At 43.2% G+C, this 22,338-nt stretch carries 16 protein-coding genes; 3 read left to right on the plus strand and 13 right to left on the minus strand.

What is annotated here, in order from left to right; genetic code table 11:
• Positions 1–370: 370 nt before the first annotated feature.
• Together mgtA and ACFGVS_RS05990 are read right to left on the minus strand one after the other, a co-directional pair.
• Positions 371–2,920: a magnesium-translocating P-type ATPase gene (gene mgtA, locus ACFGVS_RS05985; protein ID WP_439697862.1), complete on the minus strand. Its 2,550-nt coding sequence runs from the start codon at positions 2,918–2,920 to the stop codon at positions 371–373.
• Between the two features lie 299 nt (positions 2,921–3,219).
• Positions 3,220–4,695 carry an MBL fold metallo-hydrolase RNA specificity domain-containing protein gene (locus tag ACFGVS_RS05990; protein ID WP_439697863.1) on the minus strand — a complete coding sequence of 492 codons (1,476 nt, stop codon included), beginning with the start codon at positions 4,693–4,695 and terminating at the stop codon, positions 3,220–3,222.
• Between the two features lie 156 nt (positions 4,696–4,851).
• Here ACFGVS_RS05990 and ACFGVS_RS05995 point away from each other — a divergent pair, with 156 nt between their 5' ends.
• Together ACFGVS_RS05995 and ACFGVS_RS06000 are read left to right on the plus strand one after the other, a co-directional pair.
• On the plus strand, positions 4,852–5,283 hold the full coding sequence (locus ACFGVS_RS05995; RefSeq protein WP_439697864.1) for an Hsp20/alpha crystallin family protein: 432 nt from the start codon (positions 4,852–4,854) through the stop codon (positions 5,281–5,283).
• A gap of 293 nt (positions 5,284–5,576) precedes the next feature.
• A complete protein-coding gene (locus ACFGVS_RS06000) occupies positions 5,577–6,587 on the plus strand; it encodes a zinc-dependent alcohol dehydrogenase family protein (protein ID WP_439697865.1) in 1,011 nt (336 codons plus the stop codon).
• A 35-nt stretch (positions 6,588–6,622) separates the two neighbouring features.
• Here the strand turns inward: ACFGVS_RS06000 and ACFGVS_RS06005 are convergent, their stop codons facing one another.
• The 11 genes from ACFGVS_RS06005 to ACFGVS_RS06055 form a co-directional block, all read right to left on the minus strand.
• A complete protein-coding gene (locus ACFGVS_RS06005) occupies positions 6,623–7,606 on the minus strand; it encodes an MlaD family protein (protein ID WP_439697866.1) in 984 nt (327 codons plus the stop codon).
• Between the two features lie 6 nt (positions 7,607–7,612).
• On the minus strand, positions 7,613–8,389 hold the full coding sequence (locus ACFGVS_RS06010) for an ABC transporter ATP-binding protein (protein ID WP_439697867.1): 777 nt from the start codon (positions 8,387–8,389) through the stop codon (positions 7,613–7,615).
• A gap of 5 nt (positions 8,390–8,394) precedes the next feature.
• The gene (locus ACFGVS_RS06015) at positions 8,395–9,189 is read right to left on the minus strand and encodes an MlaE family ABC transporter permease (protein WP_439697868.1); all 795 of its coding nucleotides are present in this window, start codon (positions 9,187–9,189) and stop codon (positions 8,395–8,397) included.
• Between the two features lie 255 nt (positions 9,190–9,444).
• On the minus strand, positions 9,445–11,895 hold the full coding sequence (ppsA, locus tag ACFGVS_RS06020) for a phosphoenolpyruvate synthase (protein ID WP_439697869.1): 2,451 nt from the start codon (positions 11,893–11,895) through the stop codon (positions 9,445–9,447).
• Between the two features lie 482 nt (positions 11,896–12,377).
• On the minus strand, positions 12,378–13,235 hold the full coding sequence (locus ACFGVS_RS06025) for a universal stress protein (RefSeq protein ID WP_439697870.1): 858 nt from the start codon (positions 13,233–13,235) through the stop codon (positions 12,378–12,380).
• A 304-nt stretch (positions 13,236–13,539) separates the two neighbouring features.
• Positions 13,540–14,553, minus strand: a complete 1,014-nt coding sequence (locus ACFGVS_RS06030) for a zinc-binding alcohol dehydrogenase family protein (RefSeq protein ID WP_090652733.1) — start codon at positions 14,551–14,553, stop codon at positions 13,540–13,542.
• Positions 14,554–14,563: 10 nt separating this feature from the next.
• Entirely contained in the window at positions 14,564–14,899 is a 336-nt protein-coding gene (locus tag ACFGVS_RS06035) for an L-rhamnose mutarotase (protein ID WP_090652734.1), read from the minus strand.
• Between the two features lie 14 nt (positions 14,900–14,913).
• Positions 14,914–15,930, minus strand: a complete 1,017-nt coding sequence (locus ACFGVS_RS06040) for an aldo/keto reductase (RefSeq protein ID WP_439697871.1) — start codon at positions 15,928–15,930, stop codon at positions 14,914–14,916.
• A gap of 17 nt (positions 15,931–15,947) precedes the next feature.
• Positions 15,948–17,216, minus strand: a complete 1,269-nt coding sequence (gene fucP / locus ACFGVS_RS06045) for an L-fucose:H+ symporter permease (RefSeq protein WP_439697872.1) — start codon at positions 17,214–17,216, stop codon at positions 15,948–15,950.
• A gap of 45 nt (positions 17,217–17,261) precedes the next feature.
• On the minus strand, positions 17,262–19,217 hold the full coding sequence (locus ACFGVS_RS06050) for a glycoside hydrolase family 97 protein (protein WP_439697873.1): 1,956 nt from the start codon (positions 19,215–19,217) through the stop codon (positions 17,262–17,264).
• A 5-nt stretch (positions 19,218–19,222) separates the two neighbouring features.
• Complete coding sequence (locus ACFGVS_RS06055) at positions 19,223–20,869, minus strand: alpha-L-fucosidase (RefSeq protein ID WP_439697874.1); 1,647 nt, start codon at positions 20,867–20,869, stop codon at positions 19,223–19,225.
• A gap of 219 nt (positions 20,870–21,088) precedes the next feature.
• Here ACFGVS_RS06055 and ACFGVS_RS06060 point away from each other — a divergent pair, with 219 nt between their 5' ends.
• Positions 21,089–22,090 carry a helix-turn-helix domain-containing protein gene (locus tag ACFGVS_RS06060; RefSeq protein ID WP_439697875.1) on the plus strand — a complete coding sequence of 334 codons (1,002 nt, stop codon included), beginning with the start codon at positions 21,089–21,091 and terminating at the stop codon, positions 22,088–22,090.
• Positions 22,091–22,338 lie beyond the last annotated feature (248 nt).

A 22,338-nucleotide genomic window follows, 5' to 3' on the forward strand; every position in this document is an offset into this window, starting at 1 on the left:
TGTAAATATCGTTTTTGGGCCCATGATCTGGGTCTTTCCATCCCCGGCGTTATTATGGGCGATACCTGTCCTTAAACCCAATAGGCGGTCCTTACCTCCACACAGGTGATAACCTTCAACTCTCTTTTTCGAAATCGATAGCGAATACCATTTAACGCAAGGAGTGCGAAACAACTCCCGGCGGAACAATCGGACAGAGAGCAGTTTTGATTACGTGATGCGTATATTTCCATAATTTTAACTTTTGATGAGTAATAAATAAAAGATGTAGATACTCGCTCAAATAACCTATAGATTAATAAAAACTAACATGATACCAGTTAGTATAGGGGATAATAGTAATCACAATTATGTCCGCCGTTATATTATGTTAAAGCGTTTTTTTCAAAAGACGAAATGTCCCTCTATAAAACCCGTATTTAGCGAGTTCGGCGCTAAACATATAGCAGAAGATAATCAACAACATCCAGCCATAAAATGAGAAGGACAACTGAACAAAGCCAAACCAGGCAGCTATTGGCGTTAAAGGCAAGGTTAATATCACCAAAAGGATAATTATTGTTGCTGTTGCCAGGTACTTCCCGGGCAGGCTTTTAAAGAACGGCAGGCGTGTGCGGACAATCAGTACAATTAAAATCGCCGAAATCACGGATTCGGTGAACCAACCGGTTTGAAACGTTTTTTCATTGGCATGGATGATGAGTAATAAGACACCAAAGGTCAGGTAATCATAAACCGAGCTTAACAGGCCAAAAGTGATCATGAAACGCCGTATAAACTGCATATCCCATCGCTGCGGCGTTTGGATATTGATGTCGTCTACGCGATCAGTCGCAATCGCCATCTCGGGAAAATCTGTTAACAGGTTCGTGAGCAGTACCTGTTTTGGCAATAGCGGCAAAAAAGGCAAAAACAAAGATGCGCCTGCCATACTGAACATATTGCCAAAATTGGCGCTGGTGGCCATAAAAATGTATTTCATTGTATTGGCAAACGTTTTGCGCCCCTCCAGTACCCCTTCCAGCAACACGTTCAGGTCCCGGCTAAGCAATACAATATCAGCGGCTTCTTTAGCCACATCTACGGCCGTATTAACAGAAATACCTACATCCGCAGCATGCAGGGCCGGGGCGTCATTGATGCCGTCTCCCATAAAGCCCACTACATGGCCGGCTCTCTTCAAAACCATAATAATCCTTTCTTTCTGGTTGGGCTCCACTTCCGCAAATATATCTGTTAGCGGTGCATGGTGGCCAAGCGCCGAGTTGCTCATTCTTTGAATAGAAGCCCCAGTGAGCACTTTTGGTTGCCCGATCCCAATCCGCAGCGCCAGGCTTTTGGCTACCAGCTCGTTATCGCCGGTAATCATTTTCAGCCTGACTCCAAGCGTATCAAGCTTTCTAATTGTTTCACAAATTCCCTCTTTGGGCGGATCAAACAGGGTAATAAAACCTAAAAAGATCATGCCCCGCTCATCGTCTTTTGTAATAATATGTGTACCGTCAACGGGTTTGTAGGCAACACCCAGCGTCCTGAAACCGGCTTCGCTTAACCGGCTATATTGCTCATTAAGTATCGTTTCCATCACCCGGATGTCCGCCAGTTTTCCGTCGTCCGTCTCCACCTGGTCACATAAGGCCAAAATACCTTGTACAGCACCTTTCGTTACTGCCATATTACAGGTGTCATTTTCAACCTGAACCGTCAGTCTTTTTCTGATAAAATCATACGGAATTTCCGTCAACAAGCTATAGTTGTTTACCGTTCCGGCATTTGCAGTGCAGATTGCCTCGTCAATGGGATTGTGAAAACCCTGCTGCATAACCGCATTAAGCCAGGCATACTGCAATACCTTGTCGCTATGCCTGCCATTGTAATCAAGGCTGTCTCCAAGGGTTACCTTTCCTTCTGTAATAGTCCCGGTTTTGTCGGTGCATAAGATGTTCATGCTCCCGAAATTCTCGATTGAAGACAGGCGTTTGACTATTACCTGCTGTCGGGCCATTCTTCTTGCCCCGGCAGCTAAATTCACACTGATAATTGCCGGCAACAATTGCGGCGTAAGCCCTACAGCCAATGCCAATGAAAATAAAAAAGAATCGAGTACAGGCTTATGAAGCAGTACGTTGGCGGCGAATATGATAATAACGAGTAGCAGGGTTAATTCCATTAACATGTAGCCGAATTTTCTTATCCCTTTTTCAAAATCGGTTTCAGGCGTTCTGCTCATTAGTTCTGCGGATATTTTTCCGAATTCTGTTGTTACGCCTGTTTGGATGACCAATGCTTTAGCCTTACCGCTAATCACGTGGGATCCCATAAACAAGGCGTTACTTCTTTTAGCCATAGGGGCGGTGGCAGCAACAGCGCCGCAACGCTTTTCAACCGGAAAGGTTTCTCCTGTAAATGCCGCTTCATCCACAAACAGGTCCTGCGATTCTATCAACAAACTGTCCCCTGGAATAAAATCTCCGGCGTTTAAGGTGACTATATCACCAGGGACAACTTCTTCCACAGGAATGGTTTTAAGTTGACCGTCCCGCAGCACATCACAGCTCAACTGCACTAATTTTAATAACTCCTTAACAGCGTCCGCCGCCCCTTTCTCCTGCCAAAAACCTAAAAAACCACTAATAAGAACAATGGCCAAAATAATTAAGGTATCGGTCACATCACCTAAACCCGCAGAAAGTAAAGCGGCTGCAATCAATAACAGTGTCACCGGGCTTTTAAACTGTGTGAGAAATAATAGGAAAAGGGATGTTTTTGAATTATTCCTGATTGTGTTGGGACCATATTGCCGCATCCTGATAGCAGCTTCCCGAGCCGATAAGCCCTTGGGATTGGCAGATAACTGTTGATAAGCCGTTTCCGTATCAAACTGCCAGAATTTCATTTTGGTGTCGGCTTTACTTTCCATGGATCGATTAGTATGAAGAAATGAGCAATGGCGTAGAAATATGAACGGGGGGAGAATGCTCTATATAGTCGCAGATAATTTCCTTAAAATAAAAACGGTGATTACCCATAACCATCAGGTCATTATACTTACCGTTCATGATTACATCTGCGCATAGGGCTCCGCCAGGTCTGCCAGTGAATTGTTATTGAGGACGTTAATAGTTTGCATAATGGTTACTGTTGAATATCCTGTACTGTAAATTTTGCACTAATGCCCCGTCAATTAAAATGATCGTGGTACAAAAGAATTGTTTCACATCAGCCCTCAACCGGGCTAACGGGATGTTGTTTTGCCATTTCGGAAAGGGGCAGCACTTTTAACTCACTACGATTTATCCGAAACAACAGTTTTGGTCTGCCTTCTTTCATGATAGTTACAGGAACGCGAAGTTCATCCTTTAGCTTAACCCGAAATGCCTCCTGCGCGCAGGGCTCACCATGTACGAGAAAAACCTCGGTGGGAGCTTGTTCAAATCCTTTTATCCAGGTTAGTAATTCGGTCTGATCGGCATGTGCTGATAAACCGCCAATCCCCAAAATCCGCGCTTTTACCGGGTAATATTGTCCATGTATCTTAATTTCCGGCACCTGGTTAAGCAGGGCTCTTCCCCTTGTACCTTCAGCCTGGTATCCGATCATCAGGACGGTGTTCCTTGCATCCACGAGGTAGTGTTTAAGGTACTCCAAAACCCTGCCACCGGTGAGCATCCCACTTGCAGCAAGCACAATCTTACTCCCTTTTTGGCGGATCGTTTTTTCCGTGAGTCTGTAATCCTGGTTAATGGTCACCCCGCTAAACATTTGGACGGCTTCGCCCGGGGGAAGCGTTAGCCAATCCGCATATTTCAACAAAGACCGACCGGCTGAAGCTGCCATAGGGCTGTCAAGAAAAACCGGGATACTTTGAGGTATTATTTGGGCATTTTTTAGCCGCCATAAAATATGCATCACATCCTGTGCGCGCCCCACAGCAAAACAGGGGATCAGCAGGTTACCACGCCGAAAAATTGTATCCTTGATGGCCAAAGCAAATGCTTCCGCCGGATCATCTGCACCGTGCAGGCGATCTCCGTAAGTGGATTCCATTACCACAAAATCAGCCTTAACCGGATGAACGGGCGGGGGGAGTAATTCTGAATGATAACGCCCAAGGTCACCGGAAAACACAATAGTTTTCCCATAACAATTGATTTCAAGAGAGCAAGCACCCAAAATATGACCCGCCGGGAAAAATTTAAAGCATATATGATCATTCAGGCCGAAAGTTTGTCCAGGTTCCAATGTTACAAAATGCTGCAAGGCTGTTTCTACGTCTTTTGTGGTGTACAATGGCTCGGCCGGCCGATGTTTACTATATCCCCGTCTATTGGCTTTATCGGCATCCTCTTCCTGCAATTTTGCGCTGTCCCTCAGTATCAGCTCGGCCAGGTCACGGGTGGGTGGGCTCATATAAATTTTACCCCGATAGCCGTTTTTAACAAATAAGGGAATATAACCACAATGGTCAAGATGTGCATGGGTAAGGATCGTCACATCGACAGCAGAAAGTTCGGCCGGCGGCATTTCCCAGTTTCGCTCCCGAAGGGACTTCATACCCTGAAATAAGCCACAATCTACCAGAATGTTCAAATCTGGTGTTTGCAGCAGATGTTTTGACCCTGTAACGGTTTCTGCGGCCCCAAAAGACTGTAAAGAAACAACCTCATTATTTAGAGCATCATTTTCGTTGTTCATGATTAACTGGTTTTAATAGTTGATATGTATTATCAGGTAAAATTAGCGCACCGATGAAAACAAATTATTGACGAGCATCACGTTGCGAACTGATATGGGTCATCGTTATTTGCATAGATAAGGGGAAATTTGGACGTAAACATTAAATAAATTATTATGTCAACTTTAGTAAAAACTAACGGCTTTCCCTCACTAAGGTCAATGATGGAAGATTTTTGGAACACCGACAGGTTCTTCGACAAATCCCTTTTTTCTGGCGAGCAATTACCAGCAGTTAACATCCGGGAAACAAAAGATAATTTTGAACTGGAAGTAGCAGCACCCGGCTTTAAAAAGGAAGATTTTAAGATCTCTACCGAAAATGGCTTGATAACCATCAGCGCGGAAACCAGTAATGAGCAAAAAGAAGAAAAAGGAAACTACACCCGTAAGGAGTTTTCAAAAACGGCTTTTACCCGTATGTTCAGTCTGCCTGAAAACGTAACGGAAGAAAAGATTAAAGCATCGTACAGAGATGGCTTATTGGTCATTGATCTTAAAAAATCAGGCAAGGACCTGACGGCTAAAAAAGAGGTAAAAATTGATTGATCCGCAATTTTCGGATGTTTAGCAAAACAAGTTTCAATCTTAATAACATCATGGTTCCTAACCTCACAAACAATATCTTGACATTAAATACAGGTTGGCCGACCAGGAGTTTCATAAAATTGAAATAGATTTTCTGCTGGGTTTGCCGGATGATCATTTCATCCGGTTGCCGGCATCGCCGTACCCGACCACTATTCCATTACTGATTTTTATCCACCCGGTTGCTTGCGCGGCAATTTAAAACATCCCTACGGCAAACGTTGTTTGTTAAGATAAACTCTAATTGCGTTAAAATGGAAACTCCCGGGTTCATGCAGGCCATGGTATTCGAAAAAGCAGGCCAGCCACTTACGCTTCAACGGGTGCCGGTACCCAAACCGGCTGATGGCCAGGTTCTGCTGAAGATCCTGGCCTGTGGTATCTGCAGAACAGACCTGCATATCATCGACGGCGAACTTGACCAGCCTAAACTTCCGTTGATACCTGGCCATGAAATTATTGCAGAGGTAGCCGGATTTGGAAATGGGCTGAATGCTTTGCCATTGAAAACCATCGTCGGGGTCCCTTGGTTAGGTTATACCTGCGGGCATTGCAGGTACTGCAAACAAGGTAAGGAAAACCTTTGCGATCATGCCTTATTTACCGGTTATACTATTGATGGTGGTTTTGCCGAATATGCCATAGCCGATGCACGCTACTGTTTTCCACTCGCCAACAAAAATTACAATGCCCCTTCATCTGCCCCCCTACTCTGTGCCGGGCTAATAGGCTATCGCTCGTACCGGATGATTGACCCTACCGCAATCAATATTGGCATTTACGGTTTCGGCGCCGCGGCGCATATTATCATCCAGATTGCCCGGGCGCAGGGAAAAAGAATTTTTGCTTTTACACGCACCGGCGATGAAGCTGCGCAGCAATTTGCCAGGCAATTAGGAGCCGTGTGGGCCGGTAACAGCACTGAAACCTCCCCGGAATTACTTGACGCGGCTATGATATTTGCGCCCGCTGGGGAGTTGATTCCTATGGCTTTAGGACAGGTTGCAAAGGCCGGGCAGGTCATTTGCGGCGGCATTCACATGAGCGAGATTCCAGCTTTTTCGTATGACCTCATCTGGGGTGAAAGAACGATAAAGTCAGTAGCTAACCTGACGCGACAGGATGGTCTGGACTTTTTCGAGGCATTGAAAGCAATCCCTGTACATACACAAACAACCTTATTTCGCCTTTCGCAAGCCAATGAAGCCATTGAACAATTAAGAAAGGGCCAAATTAACGGAGCGGCTGTTTTGACAATGGATTAATTGGGGCTTTTTCTATCGAAAAATAATTTCCTCTTTCAAAACTGGTCTTTCTTCTTGTTTTTTTCGAGGTTTTTGAAATAGCCCCTCAGCAAAAAGTTGTGTTTCAAGGCTTCCATATTCTGATTAAATCCGGCAGTACCATCCTGAATATTTTTCATCGTTTGTTTTAGTTGTCCGGCCAGCACAGAATCACGGAGCAAGACGGACAGGGAACCATCTTTCGACGATAGATCCTGTTTAACTCCTTCAATCAATGTATTCAACCGGATGGTAGCCTGGTTTGCATTATCACTTACCAACCTGATCTTTTGCATTGTGTTATTTAAGTTTCCCGCAAACGCTGTATCGGTCAGTAACAGCCCGGCAGCGCCCCTTCCCTTCTTGATTCCTTTTACTATAATATCAAGGTTTGTAGCCATGTCCCTTGCATACGCTGTGGCCTGATGAACATTGCTTAAAGAAGACCGGAGTTCTGAGCCCAAATCTTTGTCATTCAGCACTTCAAAAATTTTGCTTTCGTTAATGCGCCCCACCGTGCTTTTTAATTCTTCTGAAATAAGAGCAATATTATTATTGGTCTTATCCAGGGTTTGTAGCATAGCATCAGTATTTACGGCTTTCCGGGTTTGCAGGTAATCGCCTTTGTTTATTGCCAAACCCACACCAGTTCCGGGTTGAATATTAATAACTTTATTCCCCATTAGGCCTTCGGTTCCAATGCTGGCAATGGCATTTTTATGTATAAATGCGCCTACTTTGGGGTCTATCAACAAAATGACTTCAATCAAGGTATCGTTAAGCAACTGCATGTCTTTAACAGTTCCGGCCTGAATCCCGGCATACAACACATTGTTCCCGGATATTAATCCGTTCAAATTGGAAAAACGTACTTTTATTTCAATACCACCGCCAAACAGGTTGTGGTTCTTCCCAATCATATAAAAGGAAAATATGAGCGCCAGTAATCCGGCCAATGTAAATACACCTAATTTGGTATTGTTTTCTCCCTCGTTTACCATAATGTGTTATTCAAAAAATTGCTTAATATTTTCATCCGCAGAAGCTTCAAGTTCATGGTAGGTGCCTTCCATGTAACACTTTCCATCCAGCAGCAAAACCACCCGGTCGGCTGTATTTTTAACGCAATTCATATCATGAGATATAATGATGGATGCGGTATGATATTTTTTCTGCAGGGATAAAATGAGATTGTCGATCTCCCTGGCGGTTACCGGGTCCAGGCCGGTAGTTGGTTCATCGTACAGTATAATTTCTGGTTTAAGGATTAGTGTACGGGCCAGCGCTACTCTTTTTAGCATACCTCCGGAAAGCTCTGCCGGCATCATATCCACAGTATGCGGCAACCCCACATTTTCCAGCGCTTCCTTTACCATGTCGTCCACCTCAGTTTGTGGCAGCCTGAACCATTGCCTTCGAAGAGAAAATTCAAGATTTTCTCTCACAGTCATCGAATCATAAAGAGCGTTCCCCTGAAAAAGAAAACCAATTTTTGTCCTGATCTTATCCAGGTTTTCGTGATCTAATTCTGGTATGTTTTTTCCCAGCACGATGATCTTGCCGCTATCGGGCTTTAAAAGTCCGATGACGCATTTGATCAAAACAGATTTTCCTGATCCCGACTTACCGAGCACCACCAGGTTTTCATTCTTGTACACTTTGAGGTTAAAATCATTAAGCACCACATTTTTCCCGAATCTTTTGCAGAGATGTTCAATTTCAATTACAGTTTCAGGTACTCCTGTTGCCTTGCCGGTTATTGATGATCTGATTGGCGCTTCCATCACATTTAATTTAGTCCAAGAACGTCGGTGAGTTGAACGGCCAGCAGGTCAATGATGAATATCAATACAGAAGCCAGCACAACGGCTGTATTAGCCGAACTGCCAACGCCACGCGTACCTTTACTGGAATTATAGCCTTTATAACAGCCTACAATACCTACCGCAAAGCCAAAAAAAAATGTTTTGATTACTGCCGGAGTAAGATCACCAAAGTTTAAACTGTCAAACACCTGGGTGTAAAACAGGCGAATACTGGTGACTGAACGGATATTGACACCAATATAAGCTCCAAATAAAGAAATTGCATCACTAAGGATGGTAAGTATAGGCAACATTAAGGTTGATGCTACTACCCGCGTGGCTACTAAATATTTAAAGGGATTAGTACCACTTACTTCCATGGCATCAATCTGCTCGGTTACTTTCATCGAGCCTAATTCGGCGCCAATACTGCTGCCAATTTTACCTGCAAATATCAGGGCGGTGATCACCGGGCCAATCTCGCGGACAATAGCTATGCCCACCATCACAGGCAACTCAGATTCGACCCCGTAACTGACCAGAGAAGGTCTTAATTGCATAGTTAATACGAGGCCCATAATAAATCCGGTCAAGCCAATCAGCGGCAGCGACTTGTAACCAATTAAATAACACTGCGTCAAAAGTTCTTTTACCTCAAAACGGGGTTTCAGGCCCATAGAAAAAAAATGGCCGGCAAATCTTGCTACGTGACCGGTTTCTTTAAAGAATTCCAGTAATCGGTCAGTAAAAGCCCAATGAACTTTATCTAAGCTATCCATGTTATACGGGTCTGAATTTTAATTAAAAGTACCGCATTAACTATCGAAGGAGAATGATGAACATCATATAGGTTAATGATCAATGTCATGAAAGCGGATAGCGAAGATCTGTACCAACAAACAAGTTGCCCAACCCACCGGTGGCCCGTCATCGTCATATTACAAACCCTTCTATAAGATAGACTTTCCGTTCCTCAAGTATAATTAGTTTTATAGTGATCGCCGGCGTACGATGCTATATCTAAGTCATTCCGGTTAAGCTGTACCCTTTACATGTTTTGATGCTTTTTTAACATCAACCGGTGGATTGCCTGTTTTTGTAGACTTGATTGGAGACGAAAGCGTTTCATTAATATTATTAATACCATTGATGAGCGCATCCGGGTTAAACGAAATGCTATCGATACCTGCGGTAACAATTAGCCTGGTAAACTCTTTGGAGTCGCTTGGTGCCTGTCCGCAAAGTCCTACTTTTCGCTTCAATTTATTTGCCTTTTCAATCATCAAAACAATCAACTTCTTGCTGGCGGCATTCTGCTCGTCAAATAAATCGGCAATCAGGGCAGAGTCTCTGTCAATACCGAGTGTTAATTGGGTTAGATCGTTGGAACCGATTGAAAAACCATCAAAAACAGCGGCAAATTCTTCAGCGAGCAAAACGTTACTTGGAATTTCGGCCATAACAAAAATCTCCAGTTCGTTATCCCCCCTTATTAATCCGTGCTTTTGCATTTCAGCTATAACCTTTTTACCCTCCTCAACTGTTCGGCAGAACGGAACCATAAGTTTAACATTTGTGAGGCCCATATCGTCCCTTACCCTTTTCATGGCCTCACACTCCAAACGAAATCCTTCCCGGTAACGTTCGTGCGTATAACGGGAAGCCCCCCTGAACCCTATCATAGGATTTTCTTCTTCCGGTTCAAAGTACCTGCCGCCAATAAGGCCGGCATATTCATTACTCTTAAAATCGCTCATCCTAACGATGACCTCTTTTGGGTAAAAAGCTGCCGCAATGGTGGCTACACCCTGCGCCAACTGATCAATAAAATAATCGGTTTTATGCAAATACCTATGAGTGAGGTTCTCGATTTTCAGCCGGTCTGTTTCGTTAATAACCTGATCAAAATTGACCAGCGCCATAGGGTGCACCTTAACAGAATGGGTAATGATAAACTCCAGCCTCATAAGCCCAACGCCATGGTTAGGATAAAAAGCCAGTTGAAATGCCTGATCAGGATCCCCCACAATTAACTGTGCCTTCGGGTGTTCAGGCAAATGGATTGCTTTAACATCAGTAAGGGTTTCTTTCCAATTCATTTTACCACGGTAAACGGTTCCGGTTTTACCCTCTGTACAGCACAGGGTAATTTGTTCTCCGTCTTTGATTTTTACCGTGCCATTTTCAGTACCTACAATAGCAACTGCACCTAATTCCCTGGCAATGATGGCCGCATGACTGGTTCTGCCACCTTTGTTGGTGACAATACCGGCTACTTTTTTGAGTATAGGATCCCAATCCGGGCTGGTAGTGTCGGTAACGAGAATGTCGCCCTCATTAAGTTTGCCGGCTTCATCAGGAGAGCTTAGCAAGCGTGCAAAACCACTGGTGATATGGTGTCCCACTGCAGCCCCTGTTGTTATCGTTTCGCCCTTTTCTGAAATACGACAAGTTTTGATCTGCAGCTTTTTTTGTTGGCTGTGTACGGTTTCTGGTCTTGCCTGGATGATGTAAAGCTGATGGTTCTGTCCGTCTTTCGCCCATTCAAAGTCCATCGGTTTTTGGTAGTGTTCTTCGATGATCATGGCCCAGCGGGCCAGTTTTTCAATTTCCATATCATTCAGTACAAACTCGCCCCTCAATTCCCAGGCCGTATCCTTATTGATAGTTGTATGCTTATCATTCCCGCCCTGGGTATATACCAGCATTTTGCTTTTACTGCCCAATTTTTTCTGTATAATCGCTTGCTTATTTTTTTTCAAGGTGGGCTTAAATACTACAAACTCATCCGGGATAACCGTACCCTGCACCATATTTTCGCCTAACCCCCAAACCCCGGCAAGGTGCACCACATCGCGAAACCCTGATTCCGGTTCGAGGGTGAAGCCTACGCCTGAGCAGCCAAGGTCAGAGCGTACCATTTGCTGAATACCCACAGAAAGAAAAACTTTAGCATGATCAAATCCCTTATCTTCCCGGTATTTAATAGCACGATCAGTGTACAACGATACAAAGCATTTTTGTACAGCGCGAATTACAGCCCCGTGTCCCTGAATATTTAAATAAGATTCATGCTGCCCAGCAAAACTGGCATCCGGAAGATCCTCCGCTGTAGCACTGCTACGGACAGCTACAGCCGGTTCGGAAAAACTAAACAAATAATCATATGCGTCAATAATGGCCATTTGGAGATCCTGGGGAATTTCTGCATCCGTCATCAGTTTTCTGGCTTTTGCACCTACCTGGGAAAGATTGGTAAAATTATCCCTGTCGAGACCCTGAAGTATTTTTTGCAAAGGTTGTTCCAGTTCATTCTTTTTTAAAAAATATTGATAGGCCGCAGCGGTAACAGCAAAACCATCCGGAACTTGTATGCCCATGGGCACCAAATGGGTAAACATTTCTCCGATGGAAGCATTTTTACCACCAACCTCGGCGATATCCAGCAGCCCGATTTCACTGAATTTTTTGATGAAAGGTTCCATATTGATTTTCCGTTATTGATTTTAAAGTATCTTATCTACCTGCTTAGCAGTTACTTCCTTTTGTTTAATATGGAGCTAATTTCAGCTTAATACTCTCCCGGAATAATGACCGGCATCATAACCAAAACTGATCTTGCACAAAGCAGAAGATTTACACCAGGAATTTCAAAGACATTTATTCATTATTCCAGAGATGGCTCTGTTTGATTTTTTCAACACACCAAAAAAAGTTAAACGTCATTTTTCCGATAAGAAAAAATGCTCATTCTTGATTTCATGGATTCAACAGGTTTACTGCAGAATGAATGAAGCGTAACCCCCTGTTTGTAATAAGCCACACTTCCAGGCCGGGATTTTTTATAAAACAATCCGGTTTTTTCATCAAATTTCTTTTCAAAAAATGCAACTCCTGACCCGTTAAAAATCTACAGGGAGTTAAGTCTGTTTGCGGCTTTCCTGGATATAGCAACGGTTTATCAGCTTTACATACCTGAGGGGATTACCATTACCGGTATCTGCTGGTTTGTTAATTGTGCATTGGCATTACTTCCTTTAAATATCCTGCTTAAAAAACTATGATGGTCATGCACCAAGACAAGTAAATCAGATTGGTTCTCCTCACAATAACGATTCAGGCGAGCAGGCAATTCCTTGCCGGAAATGTTGTGGTATGATATCTTAGGGTAGCGGTATCTTTTTACCCGGTTAGAAAATTTAGTTTTCATTTCTATTTCACGGGAATCGCTATCGCCCCAAAGCGACACATGTAAAATTTCCAGTTGAAAATCAAAAAGACGGCCGAGTTTGGTGAGGTAATGTACCGCATTCAGATCGCCTTCATCAAAGTCGCAGGCAACTGTAACTTTTTTTATCTTTTTAAGGTCAGCACTTTCGGGAATAATCAAAACCGGCCGGTTTGTTTGATTGATCACCGTACTGGTGTCACTGCCAATCAACAAATGTTCTATGGTTGTGCCCGAGCGGGCTCCCATAATAATGAGTTCGATATCCTTTCTTTCAAGCAGAAACTTTAGTTGATACTGCAGGCTACCCTCTTCCCGCAGGCAATCGACACTGGGCCGGTGCTCCCGATGTGGTACCTTCGCAACAAGTTTCTCCAGGTGCTTTTTAAGATCGGTGATTTTCCCCTTGCTTTCGTCTACCCAGATCACCTGCTCCGCATCATAAGGCGTTCCGCCAAGCTCGGATAAAACGGGATGGCTAAGGAAAGTGTTAAACAATAAAATATTCGCGTGTAACTTAGCACCAAGTGGAATAGCCGCCGCCGCTGCATGGTTTGCATTATATGTATAATCGGTTAACACCAGTATCTTTTTCATGATCAAGTCATTAAATGTTAAATCCTTTTTTGTCCTCGTTGAACGAAGCGATATAACAAATATGACCAATCGTACACCGGCATTCCATGATCCAAATCAGCTCGAAATTTGATTTACCGCACATTCTGGAAATGGGCAGAATGTAGATTTCAGAATATTTTAGATAGTCAGAAACAAATCTTTATCATCATACGGTTTAACCACGTAATCACAATAGCGATGGAGAATATTATTTCAATGTAAGCTTTTTCAGAAATCGCAAACAGCTTTCAAAAAGGCCGCCCCTTAATCGCAGCTAATACCGCTATATCTCTATCATTGCTTTAATTACGCCATTGACCGGATCAAGCCAGCTTTCAAACTCATCCGGTACCTTATCAAATTGTACACGATGGGTAATGTAATTAGACGGTTGCACCAGGCCTTTTTTCATACATGAAATAACATGTTCAAAATCTTCCCGCGTAGCGTTACGACTGCTCATTAAAGTAGCCTCGCGTTTGTGAAACTCCGGGTGATTCAAACTAATATCGCCTTTTTGCAAACCAACCAGAACATACCTGGCTCCATGTGCCATATATTGAAACCCGTTATTAATTGCCTTTAAGCTGCCCGTGGCATCTATCACCACTGTAGGCATGTCTCCGTTTGTTATTGTAGCCAGTCGCTCCGGTACATCTTCGGTCGATACGTTAACAATATGATCTACATGCAGTCTGTCCCTGCAAAATTCAAGTCTTTTTGTATTGAGGTCCATGGCGATTACCTTTGCTCCCGCAATGCGGGCAAACTCCATTATTCCAAGGCCTATTGGCCCGGCTCCCATCACCAGTACATATTCGCCAGATTTTACACCAGCCCGCCTGATCCCGTGAGCCCCTATGGCCAATGGTTCTACCAATGCCAGTTCATCATAGCTTAGCCCCTCGCCATGTACCAGCGAATATATTGGTACATTAAGGTATTCGGCCATTCCTCCGTCTACATGAACGCCACAGACATTAATTTTAGCACAACAGTTAGGTTTTCCTGATCTGCAGGCAATACAAACACCACAGTTAAAGTATGGGATGAATGTAACAATCTCGCCTTTTTTAAAACCGGGTGCCCCGTTAGGCTCAACTAACTCACCCGAAAGCTCATGCCCCAGAACGCGGGGGTAATTGAAATATGGCTGTGTCCCCTCAAAAGCATGTAAATCGGTACCGCAAACACCTATCCGTCTGATCCTGATTTGGGCATAGCCTTCTTTTATAGCAGTTTTTTCCCGTTGCCCGAGTGCCATTTTTCCAGGCTCTGCACAAACTATTATTTGCATATTATTTATTTTAAAGCTGAAAAATTTGATCCATCATTACCCACTTCTCCCCTTCTTTTGCCCAGGGTAAGGGCTGCTGAAATTTCCACATCAGTTGCTCCCATTCCTGCACCTTAGGGTTAAGTGCGTCCATGGCTGCTTTTTTTGCAGCAAAATAGTTCTCGCTGGTCTCCATGATCATAAATAAACGATTTCCTGTACGATAAATCTGCATATCCATAATCTCAGCATCAAGTATACTTCTCCGCACCTCGGGCCAGCCATTTTCTGCTTTGTGCCAATATTCGTATTCGGCTATCAATTGCGGATCATCCTTTAGGTCAAGGGCTAAACAATGTCTCTTCATAGTTTATCTCGTCTTTATAAATAAGCGGAAGCAAATGCTTTGTTAATCAATCCCCGCTCCCCCATCTCATTCCAGAATCCCCCTGGAATTTTTAGGGAAGCTATCGCAACATTTAGTGCAACTCTATCTGCATTAGTGGTATTCAATGCAATGCTTTTAACCCCCGGTGCTTTTAATCCAAAAACAATACATGCATCAACAGGGGTAATGTTAAAATCCTTGCACAACCGGTAAAACAGCGCCCGCCAGTGATACAAATCTTTATCTTTTACAGGATCTTTCAAGTTGTAATTATAATAAGCCGACCCGGTTAAGAAACCTCCATTAAAAACCGCGGAGTTTATAATCGCTATTTCCTGATTTTCAAGCTCCTGCATAAACTCAACTAACTCAACCGGATGGCTGTGAATTGTCATGCTATTGGCTATCATGACCCAATCCAGCCCTACATCACGGGTTATTCTTTTAATTATCCTCCAGTCTTTTGATCCTACACCTATAGCTTTTACTTTGCCTTGTTGTTTTAATTCATGTAAAGCCCGGTAAGCTTCCAGTATATCCTGGTAACGTTGCATTTGATCAGCCTCATTCTTCGCCGCGGCGAGGTATTCATCCGGATCATGTACGGATACCAGTTCGGCACGGTAATCGCCAAGAAGTTCATTGCCCTGTTCATAACATTCCAGGATACCTTCATAGCTTATTTTTTGCACTGCATCATGTTTCAGGTCACGCCAAACCCCGGGTTCGAAAGTAGGTTCCGCCGTTTTCAGTTCTGTACGCAGCCAGCCCAGCTTATTGCTTATCAGCACATCTGAATGGCTGACATTCAATTGCTTTAACGATCTGCCCAATGATTCAAGTGCCAACCCGGCACCATATTTACCTGCAGAATCAAATACAACCGGTTTCCGCGAACATTTTATGCTCTGTGCAACGATTGCCAATTTAGCTTCATCCGAAAGCGGCACATATAAATTTCCTAATCCGCTGGTTCCGAAAATCACTTTAGGGAATATAATCTTTTCCATATAAAAAATTAGTTACTTTAAAGAACCGCCGAAACCGGTAAACTTTCCGGCTTTACTTTTACGCAATGGCCTTTAAATCCAAAAAGTGCAACAACCATAAAACAAATCAATGGTACTGTGTAGCCATATTGGATATTGCCTGTCGCATCGCTGATGTAACCAAATACCCTTGGCAAAACGGCGCCACCTACGATTGACATAATGATAAGGCTGCTGCCGAATTCTGTATCAGCTTTTAAATCTTTTATGCCCAATGCAAAAATGGTTGGGAACATAATGGACATAAAAAAGCAGATACCAATGACAGTATAAACCGTTAAGATGCCATGAGCTAAAATGGCGACAATGCAAAGTAAGATATTGATGCCCGCATAAGCAGCGAGCAAAACTGCTGAACTGTAATACCTCATTAAAAACGTACCAATAAATCTGCCTATCAAAAACGCAAAGCCGCATAAACTCAAATAGTAGGTTGCCTTTACTTCTGTAATGCCGGCTGCTTTTGGAGCGTAGAGAATAAATAAACTGAATACACAAACCTGTGCGCCCACATAAAAAAACTGCGCGGCAACACCCCAGGCTAAATGGCGGTGCTTCAGGGCATGAAAAATGTTTTTACTGGCTTTATGGCCTTCATGGTGCTGAATTTTGGGCAGGTGCGTAAATGCAAAAAGGATGGCGATAATAATCAGTACGCTACCCAGTATAAAATAGGGCATTTTCACCGAAGAGGCTTCGGCAGCAAGCGCCAGTTTGCGGCCCTGCTCGGTCATTACGCTTAATTGTGCCGGTGTATAACCTTTGGTGAGTATAATACGCCCCCCAATTATAGGCGCCAGGGTTGTAGCAAGCCCGTTAAACGATTGTGCAAAGTTAAGCCTTTGCGTGGAGGTTGCCGGATCGCCCAATGAGGATGCATACGGGTTGGCTGCTGTTTCTAAAATGGTCAATCCGCAGGCAATGATAAACAGGGCTACCAGGAAAAATGCGTACTGTTGCGTATTGGCGGCCGGTATAAACAAATAGGAACCAAACGCAAAAATGAGCAGCCCCGTTATTATGCCTGTTTTGTAACCATATTTTTTCATAATAAAGCCTGCCGGCAAAGCCATCAAAAAATAGGCTATGAACACAGCCGAGTCTACCAGGGTGGCCTGAACAGTTGTCAGGGTAAATGATTTTTTTAAGTGAGGAATCAATATGGGATCAAGGTTATGCGCAAAACCCCATAAAAAAAACAAACTGGTAATCAATATAAAGGGGAAAAGACTTTTGTTCTTTGTCATGATCGGATATTATACTTTATTTTCTTTTACTGATAAAAATCATGCTTAGTCGTTGGCAATAATCTTCGCTACCCATCCGCCCGCGGTGTCCAAATGAATATTGATAACTGAACTTGCTGAAACGCCTCTATTAGACTTGGTTAAGCTTTGAGGAGAAGATAATACATCAGCCCAGGACGACAATGTATATTTACCCGATGGTAAAAAATCCAGTTTCAGTTGCACTGTCCTTTCAGCATCGTTGGTCATTGCGCCAACGTACCAGTACTTTCCGCTTCTTTTGGCCATAATAATATATTCGCCCGGATACCCGCCCAGCACCTTGGTATCATCCCAAACAGTAGGCATATTGCTTAAAAAGTCGGCTCCGGGTTTGCCTAAAATATGCTCTGGTGCATCGCAGTAGACCGTGAATGGACTTTCGTAAATCACAAATTTTGCCAGTTCGGCACAGCGGCTGTTCATTACCTGGGTGGGGCTGCCTTGTCTAAACTCTTCCTTCTTTACATTTAAAAATCCGCCGGGCGTGTAGTCCATTTGTCCGGCCAGCATACGGGTAAATGGTAAGGTGGTATTATGCCCGGCCGTTATCCGGGTTGAAAACTTAGAATATTCTTCGCCTAAAACCCCTTCCCGTGTAATCATGTTAGGATAGGTACGTATGATGCCATCCGGTTTAAAAGCGCCATGAAAATCAACCATTAAATGATATTTTGCAGCTGTTTTAATAATACGGCGATACCAGTTAACCATTTGCTGATCGTCCCGGTCCATAAAATCAATTTTTATACCCGCAATGCCCCATTGCTCATAAATTGGAAAGGCCTTTTCAAAATTATCATTCCGGTTAACATCCGAACTGTATAACCAAAGCCAGCATCTAACATTTTTCGCTTTGGCATAAGCCAAAATCCCGGGCATATTCAATTGCGGGGCCACTTTGGTAATATCAGCTTCCGGTTTATTAAATTGACCGTACCATTGCCAGTCGATAAGCATATATGGCCAGTGTTGTGCCGATGCCAGATCAATATATTTTTTGATGGTTGGCATATCCACCTTTACATCACCGCTCCACCAGTTATCCCAGGCGCTCATGCCCGGTTTAATCCAGCTTACATCTTTTAGCGCGCAGGGAGGATTCAGGTTTTGTATCAGCTCCGACTCGATTAGCTTTCCCGGTGCATCGCCCAATATAATCACCCGCCACGGTGTAAATTGGTTATTTGTAAAACGGGCCTTAACCCCATCCTCTGCTTCGCCCGGCAAAGGCGATAATTTGCTAACCAACTCAACTTTATCAGTGGCGTTGGTGTCTGTTTTTAACGTTCCTATGTAAAATCCCGGATAGTTATCGATATTAGCTTCGGTAATGGCAGCGTAATGGCTCCCATCTAATTCAACCAAAAAGGGCAAACCGGCAATCGTTTTTGTAGTGATGTGATTAAGGGGTCGCGGCCGAAACTCGGTTTCCTGCGAGGAGGTGTAGCTGCCATAATCTGCCACCCAGGCTTTTGCCTTTGCAGGCAAGTTAAAGCCGGTAAGTTCCCTCACTATCTGCCGGTCGCCAATTTTATCCGCACCAAATAACTGGTAACGGAAAGCAACGCCATTATCATAAACCCTAAAATAAACATTCATCCTCCGCATCTGCCCGGATTTCTCTACCAGCGACAACTCCAATTCATTATAATGATCGACTACTGTCCCGTGTTTGGCTTTCACTACCGGTATCCAGGTTTGGTTAACAGAATGCTCCACATGATTGATTACCTTCATATCAGCGCCCATAGCCGGTTCATCTTTCAACTCGAAACCAAGTGATGAAGGATAGATAATGGTTAGGCCGTTACTGGTAACAGTGTATTGCAGTCCGGTTTTATTGTTTACCTCCACGACAGTTTTTTTATCCGGCGATAACAACTTGTAGCTTTGCGCGAAAGAAGGAGCTGCCAGTGAAATGACAGCACTCAGAAGATAATAGAATTTCAGATTCATCATATGGATTAAACAACCCCCTCAATTTTTAAAACAAACGCATCTTTACCGGGGGCTTGCCCGGGTAATTTTACTTTAAGGCCGGCTGACGTTTGCTCAAAACTCAAAGTATCGTTTCCAAGCAGGCTTACCCTGCTTACCTTACCCGCCTCAATACCTGTTGCTAACTTTTTAATCAGGGCTTCATTCCCTGTTGGCCAGCCAAACATGGTGGCGTAAAGGCTTTTACCTTTTACAGTAAACCTGATATCTTCGGCCACAAACGGCTTCCCTTTGCCTTCGTTAAAACCCTGTGCGTTGATTGGCGCTGCCGATTCTATTGCCGGGCCTTCCCCAAATACTTTCCAGGGGCGTGTGCCGTAAATCGCTTCACCGTTAACTTGCATCCAGGCTCCTATGTTTTCAACTACGGCGCGTTCTTCGCTGTCAATGGTGCCATCGCCACGTACAGGGATATTTAACAGCAGGTTGCCATTTTTGCTTACTATATCAACAAGTGTATGCACTATGGTTTTTGCACTTTTATAGCCTTTATAATCAAATATGCGGCGGTCATAGTGCCAGCCACCTATGCAGGTATCCGTTTGCCAGGGCAACGGTTCTATCTGATTGCTTTGTCCGCGTTCAATATCCCATATCATGCATTTACGCTGTTGTTCATTCAATACTTTGCCAAACAGTGCTGCCTGCAGTTTACCGTGTTTTTTTATGCTGGTATTGTACATATGTGCCGCAATTTTTAAGCCGGCATCGCTTACCGGCCAAAGAGGTAAAGCAGTATCATCAAAATAAATCAGCTCAGGATCGTATTTATCTATCAGTTCAATAGTGCGGTTTAAAAATTTATCACAATAAGCTTTGTTGGGCACACTGGCACCATTGCCCCAGTCCCAGTGGCTACCCATGCTATTATCATCAAGGCTATCCTTGCTTAATGCGTGATTTTGTGCATATAGTTCCTGCGGGTCATAGCCATTCCACCATTTGTCTGCGCCATCCGCCTTGGTTAGCTTACCATCATAAGGTATGCCTGCGTATGGGCCGGTTTTATCTGCACGCTGGGCAACCTCGTACCAGGTCCAGGGGTGTGATGCATGTACACTGACGCCAAAAGGCAGGCCCTGTTCTTTAGCAGCCCTGGCCCAGCCGCCAATCAGATCTTTTTTGGGGCCAATTTTGGTAGAGTTCCAGCTTTGGTATTTGCTGTCGTAAAGGTCAAAATTGTCATGATGATTGGCCAATGCCATAAAGTATTTGGCACCTGCACTTTTGTATAAACCCACCAATTCGCTCGGGTCCCATTTCTCAGCTTTCCATTCGTTAATCACATCCTTAAAACCAAATTTTGAAGGATGTCCATATTTTTGAACATGATATTTATACTGATCACTGCCCTCCTGGTACATACCACGGGCATACCAGTCACCGTGTTCTGGTTGGCATTGTGGTCCCCAGTGCGCCCACATACCAAATTTGGCGTCGCGGAACCAATCAGGTACCTGGTATTGGGCCAGTGATTCCCATGTTGGCTGAAATGGGCCGGCAGCGATGCCCGGATTTGAATGGGCTGGCAATAGATTGTTAGCATAAAGTTTAGACAGGTATAACGAGGACAACCCTGTAGCCAGACCTTTTATTAGTGTTCTTCTTTTCATGAATTAAATTTTGATGTTTTTATACATTAGTCAGGTACAACCGTTTGTACAGGTTAGTTGCCCCCGGGGTCACAAGTCAAAAATTCTTTTAGGTCACAATCATAATTGGTTGTCGGCAATTATTACAATTGCCGTTTGTAATTGATAAACCAAATCTACCTGCAAATAATTGTTAAATAGTTGGCCTAATAGGACTTTTTTTTATACAAAACAGACTTTTTGTTTATTATTGCTTTGGCGGAAGTGAGAGACATTACATGGATTACAGGAAAAAAAAGACCAGCAAGGCCCTTTTTAAAGCAACCATTTCACTTAAAAGTATCTTATTTACTGATAATTATGATTAAGAGAGTACTAAAGCACACATTTACATTATTAAATGTAGATCATGTAACCCTTGGCCCGAAATGGAATTATAAAAACGTGATTAGCCCCTATTTCAGACTATACTATATTGATGCAGGTACTGGAGAAATCTCGGATCCATCAACTTCACTTAAACTTGAGCCTGGTTTTCTATATATTATACCCAGTTTTACTTTATGCAACCTTCGTTGCCAAAATCATCTCAGCCAGTTTTTTATCCAGTTTTTTGAGGAATCATCTGATGGTATCTCCCTGTTCGCAAATAACCGGTCGATCTTTAAAGTACAGGCAACAGCAATTGATATTATGAATTTCACCCGTTTACTGGAGATAAATCCGGGCAGGGGCATCAACCGCTCCGATAATCCGAAGGTATATGAAAAAAACATTTTTTATAAAGAGTACCAAGAGCTTAATAACCGCCAAAACATGGCGACATTTATTGAAACACATGGTATTTTGTTGCAATTGGTGTCACGATTTTTGACATCGGAGATATTTAAACACAAGGAAATTAGTCATATACCAGTTAAAATATTGAACGCAATCAGCTATATCCAACTAAATTTACACCAGGATCTATCGGTAACCTACCTGGCAGAAAAGGCCAATCAGCATACAGATTACTTTTCGCGTTTGTTTCAACAATACACTGGCGAAAGGCCTCTAAGATACATCCACGAGAAAAGGATTGAACGGGCACAATACCTAATGGTAACAACCGGGATGACCTACGCAGAAATTGCGACGCAAACCGGCTTTGAGAATATATTCTACTTTTCTAAGATATTTAAAAAGATTACAGGGATGTCACCAGGGCATTACAAAAAGCAAATTGATTTGGTCAATTTTTAAGGTTTAACGCCTTGTTTACTAAAAGTTACAATAACTTGGCATAATATAATTTTCTCATAATTTGCTCAAAAATTGAAACCCGGGTTGCTTTTAAAACTTTTGAATCAGAACTGATTCTATAATATACTTCATATTACAGCCTTTATTGGCTTCAAGAAAAAAATAAAAATTCAGGTTTCAGCTTTAGCAACTACAAACTATTGTGCACATACTTTACACAGCATTATAAGGTTAAACCCAATATAAGT

The sequence above is a fragment of the Mucilaginibacter sediminis genome (assembly GCF_051903035.1).
Classification (GTDB): Bacteria; Bacteroidota; Bacteroidia; order Sphingobacteriales; family Sphingobacteriaceae; genus Mucilaginibacter.

Coding starts and splice junctions, on each gene's coding strand:
- mgtA (WP_439697862.1), bottom strand. CDS start 2,920: ATGGAAAGTAAAGCCGACACCAAAATGAAATTCTGGCAGTTTGATACG.
- ACFGVS_RS05990 (WP_439697863.1), bottom strand. CDS start 4,695: ATGAACAACGAAAATGATGCTCTAAATAATGAGGTTGTTTCTTTACAG.
- ACFGVS_RS05995 (WP_439697864.1), top strand. CDS start 4,852: ATGTCAACTTTAGTAAAAACTAACGGCTTTCCCTCACTAAGGTCAATG.
- ACFGVS_RS06000 (WP_439697865.1), top strand. CDS start 5,577: ATGGAAACTCCCGGGTTCATGCAGGCCATGGTATTCGAAAAAGCAGGC.
- ACFGVS_RS06005 (WP_439697866.1), bottom strand. CDS start 7,606: ATGGTAAACGAGGGAGAAAACAATACCAAATTAGGTGTATTTACATTG.
- ACFGVS_RS06010 (WP_439697867.1), bottom strand. CDS start 8,389: ATGGAAGCGCCAATCAGATCATCAATAACCGGCAAGGCAACAGGAGTA.
- ACFGVS_RS06015 (WP_439697868.1), bottom strand. CDS start 9,189: ATGGATAGCTTAGATAAAGTTCATTGGGCTTTTACTGACCGATTACTG.
- ppsA (WP_439697869.1), bottom strand. CDS start 11,895: ATGGAACCTTTCATCAAAAAATTCAGTGAAATCGGGCTGCTGGATATC.
- ACFGVS_RS06025 (WP_439697870.1), bottom strand. CDS start 13,235: ATGAAAAAGATACTGGTGTTAACCGATTATACATATAATGCAAACCAT.
- ACFGVS_RS06030 (WP_090652733.1), bottom strand. CDS start 14,553: ATGCAAATAATAGTTTGTGCAGAGCCTGGAAAAATGGCACTCGGGCAA.
- ACFGVS_RS06035 (WP_090652734.1), bottom strand. CDS start 14,899: ATGAAGAGACATTGTTTAGCCCTTGACCTAAAGGATGATCCGCAATTG.
- ACFGVS_RS06040 (WP_439697871.1), bottom strand. CDS start 15,930: ATGGAAAAGATTATATTCCCTAAAGTGATTTTCGGAACCAGCGGATTA.
- fucP (WP_439697872.1), bottom strand. CDS start 17,216: ATGACAAAGAACAAAAGTCTTTTCCCCTTTATATTGATTACCAGTTTG.
- ACFGVS_RS06050 (WP_439697873.1), bottom strand. CDS start 19,217: ATGATGAATCTGAAATTCTATTATCTTCTGAGTGCTGTCATTTCACTG.
- ACFGVS_RS06055 (WP_439697874.1), bottom strand. CDS start 20,869: ATGAAAAGAAGAACACTAATAAAAGGTCTGGCTACAGGGTTGTCCTCG.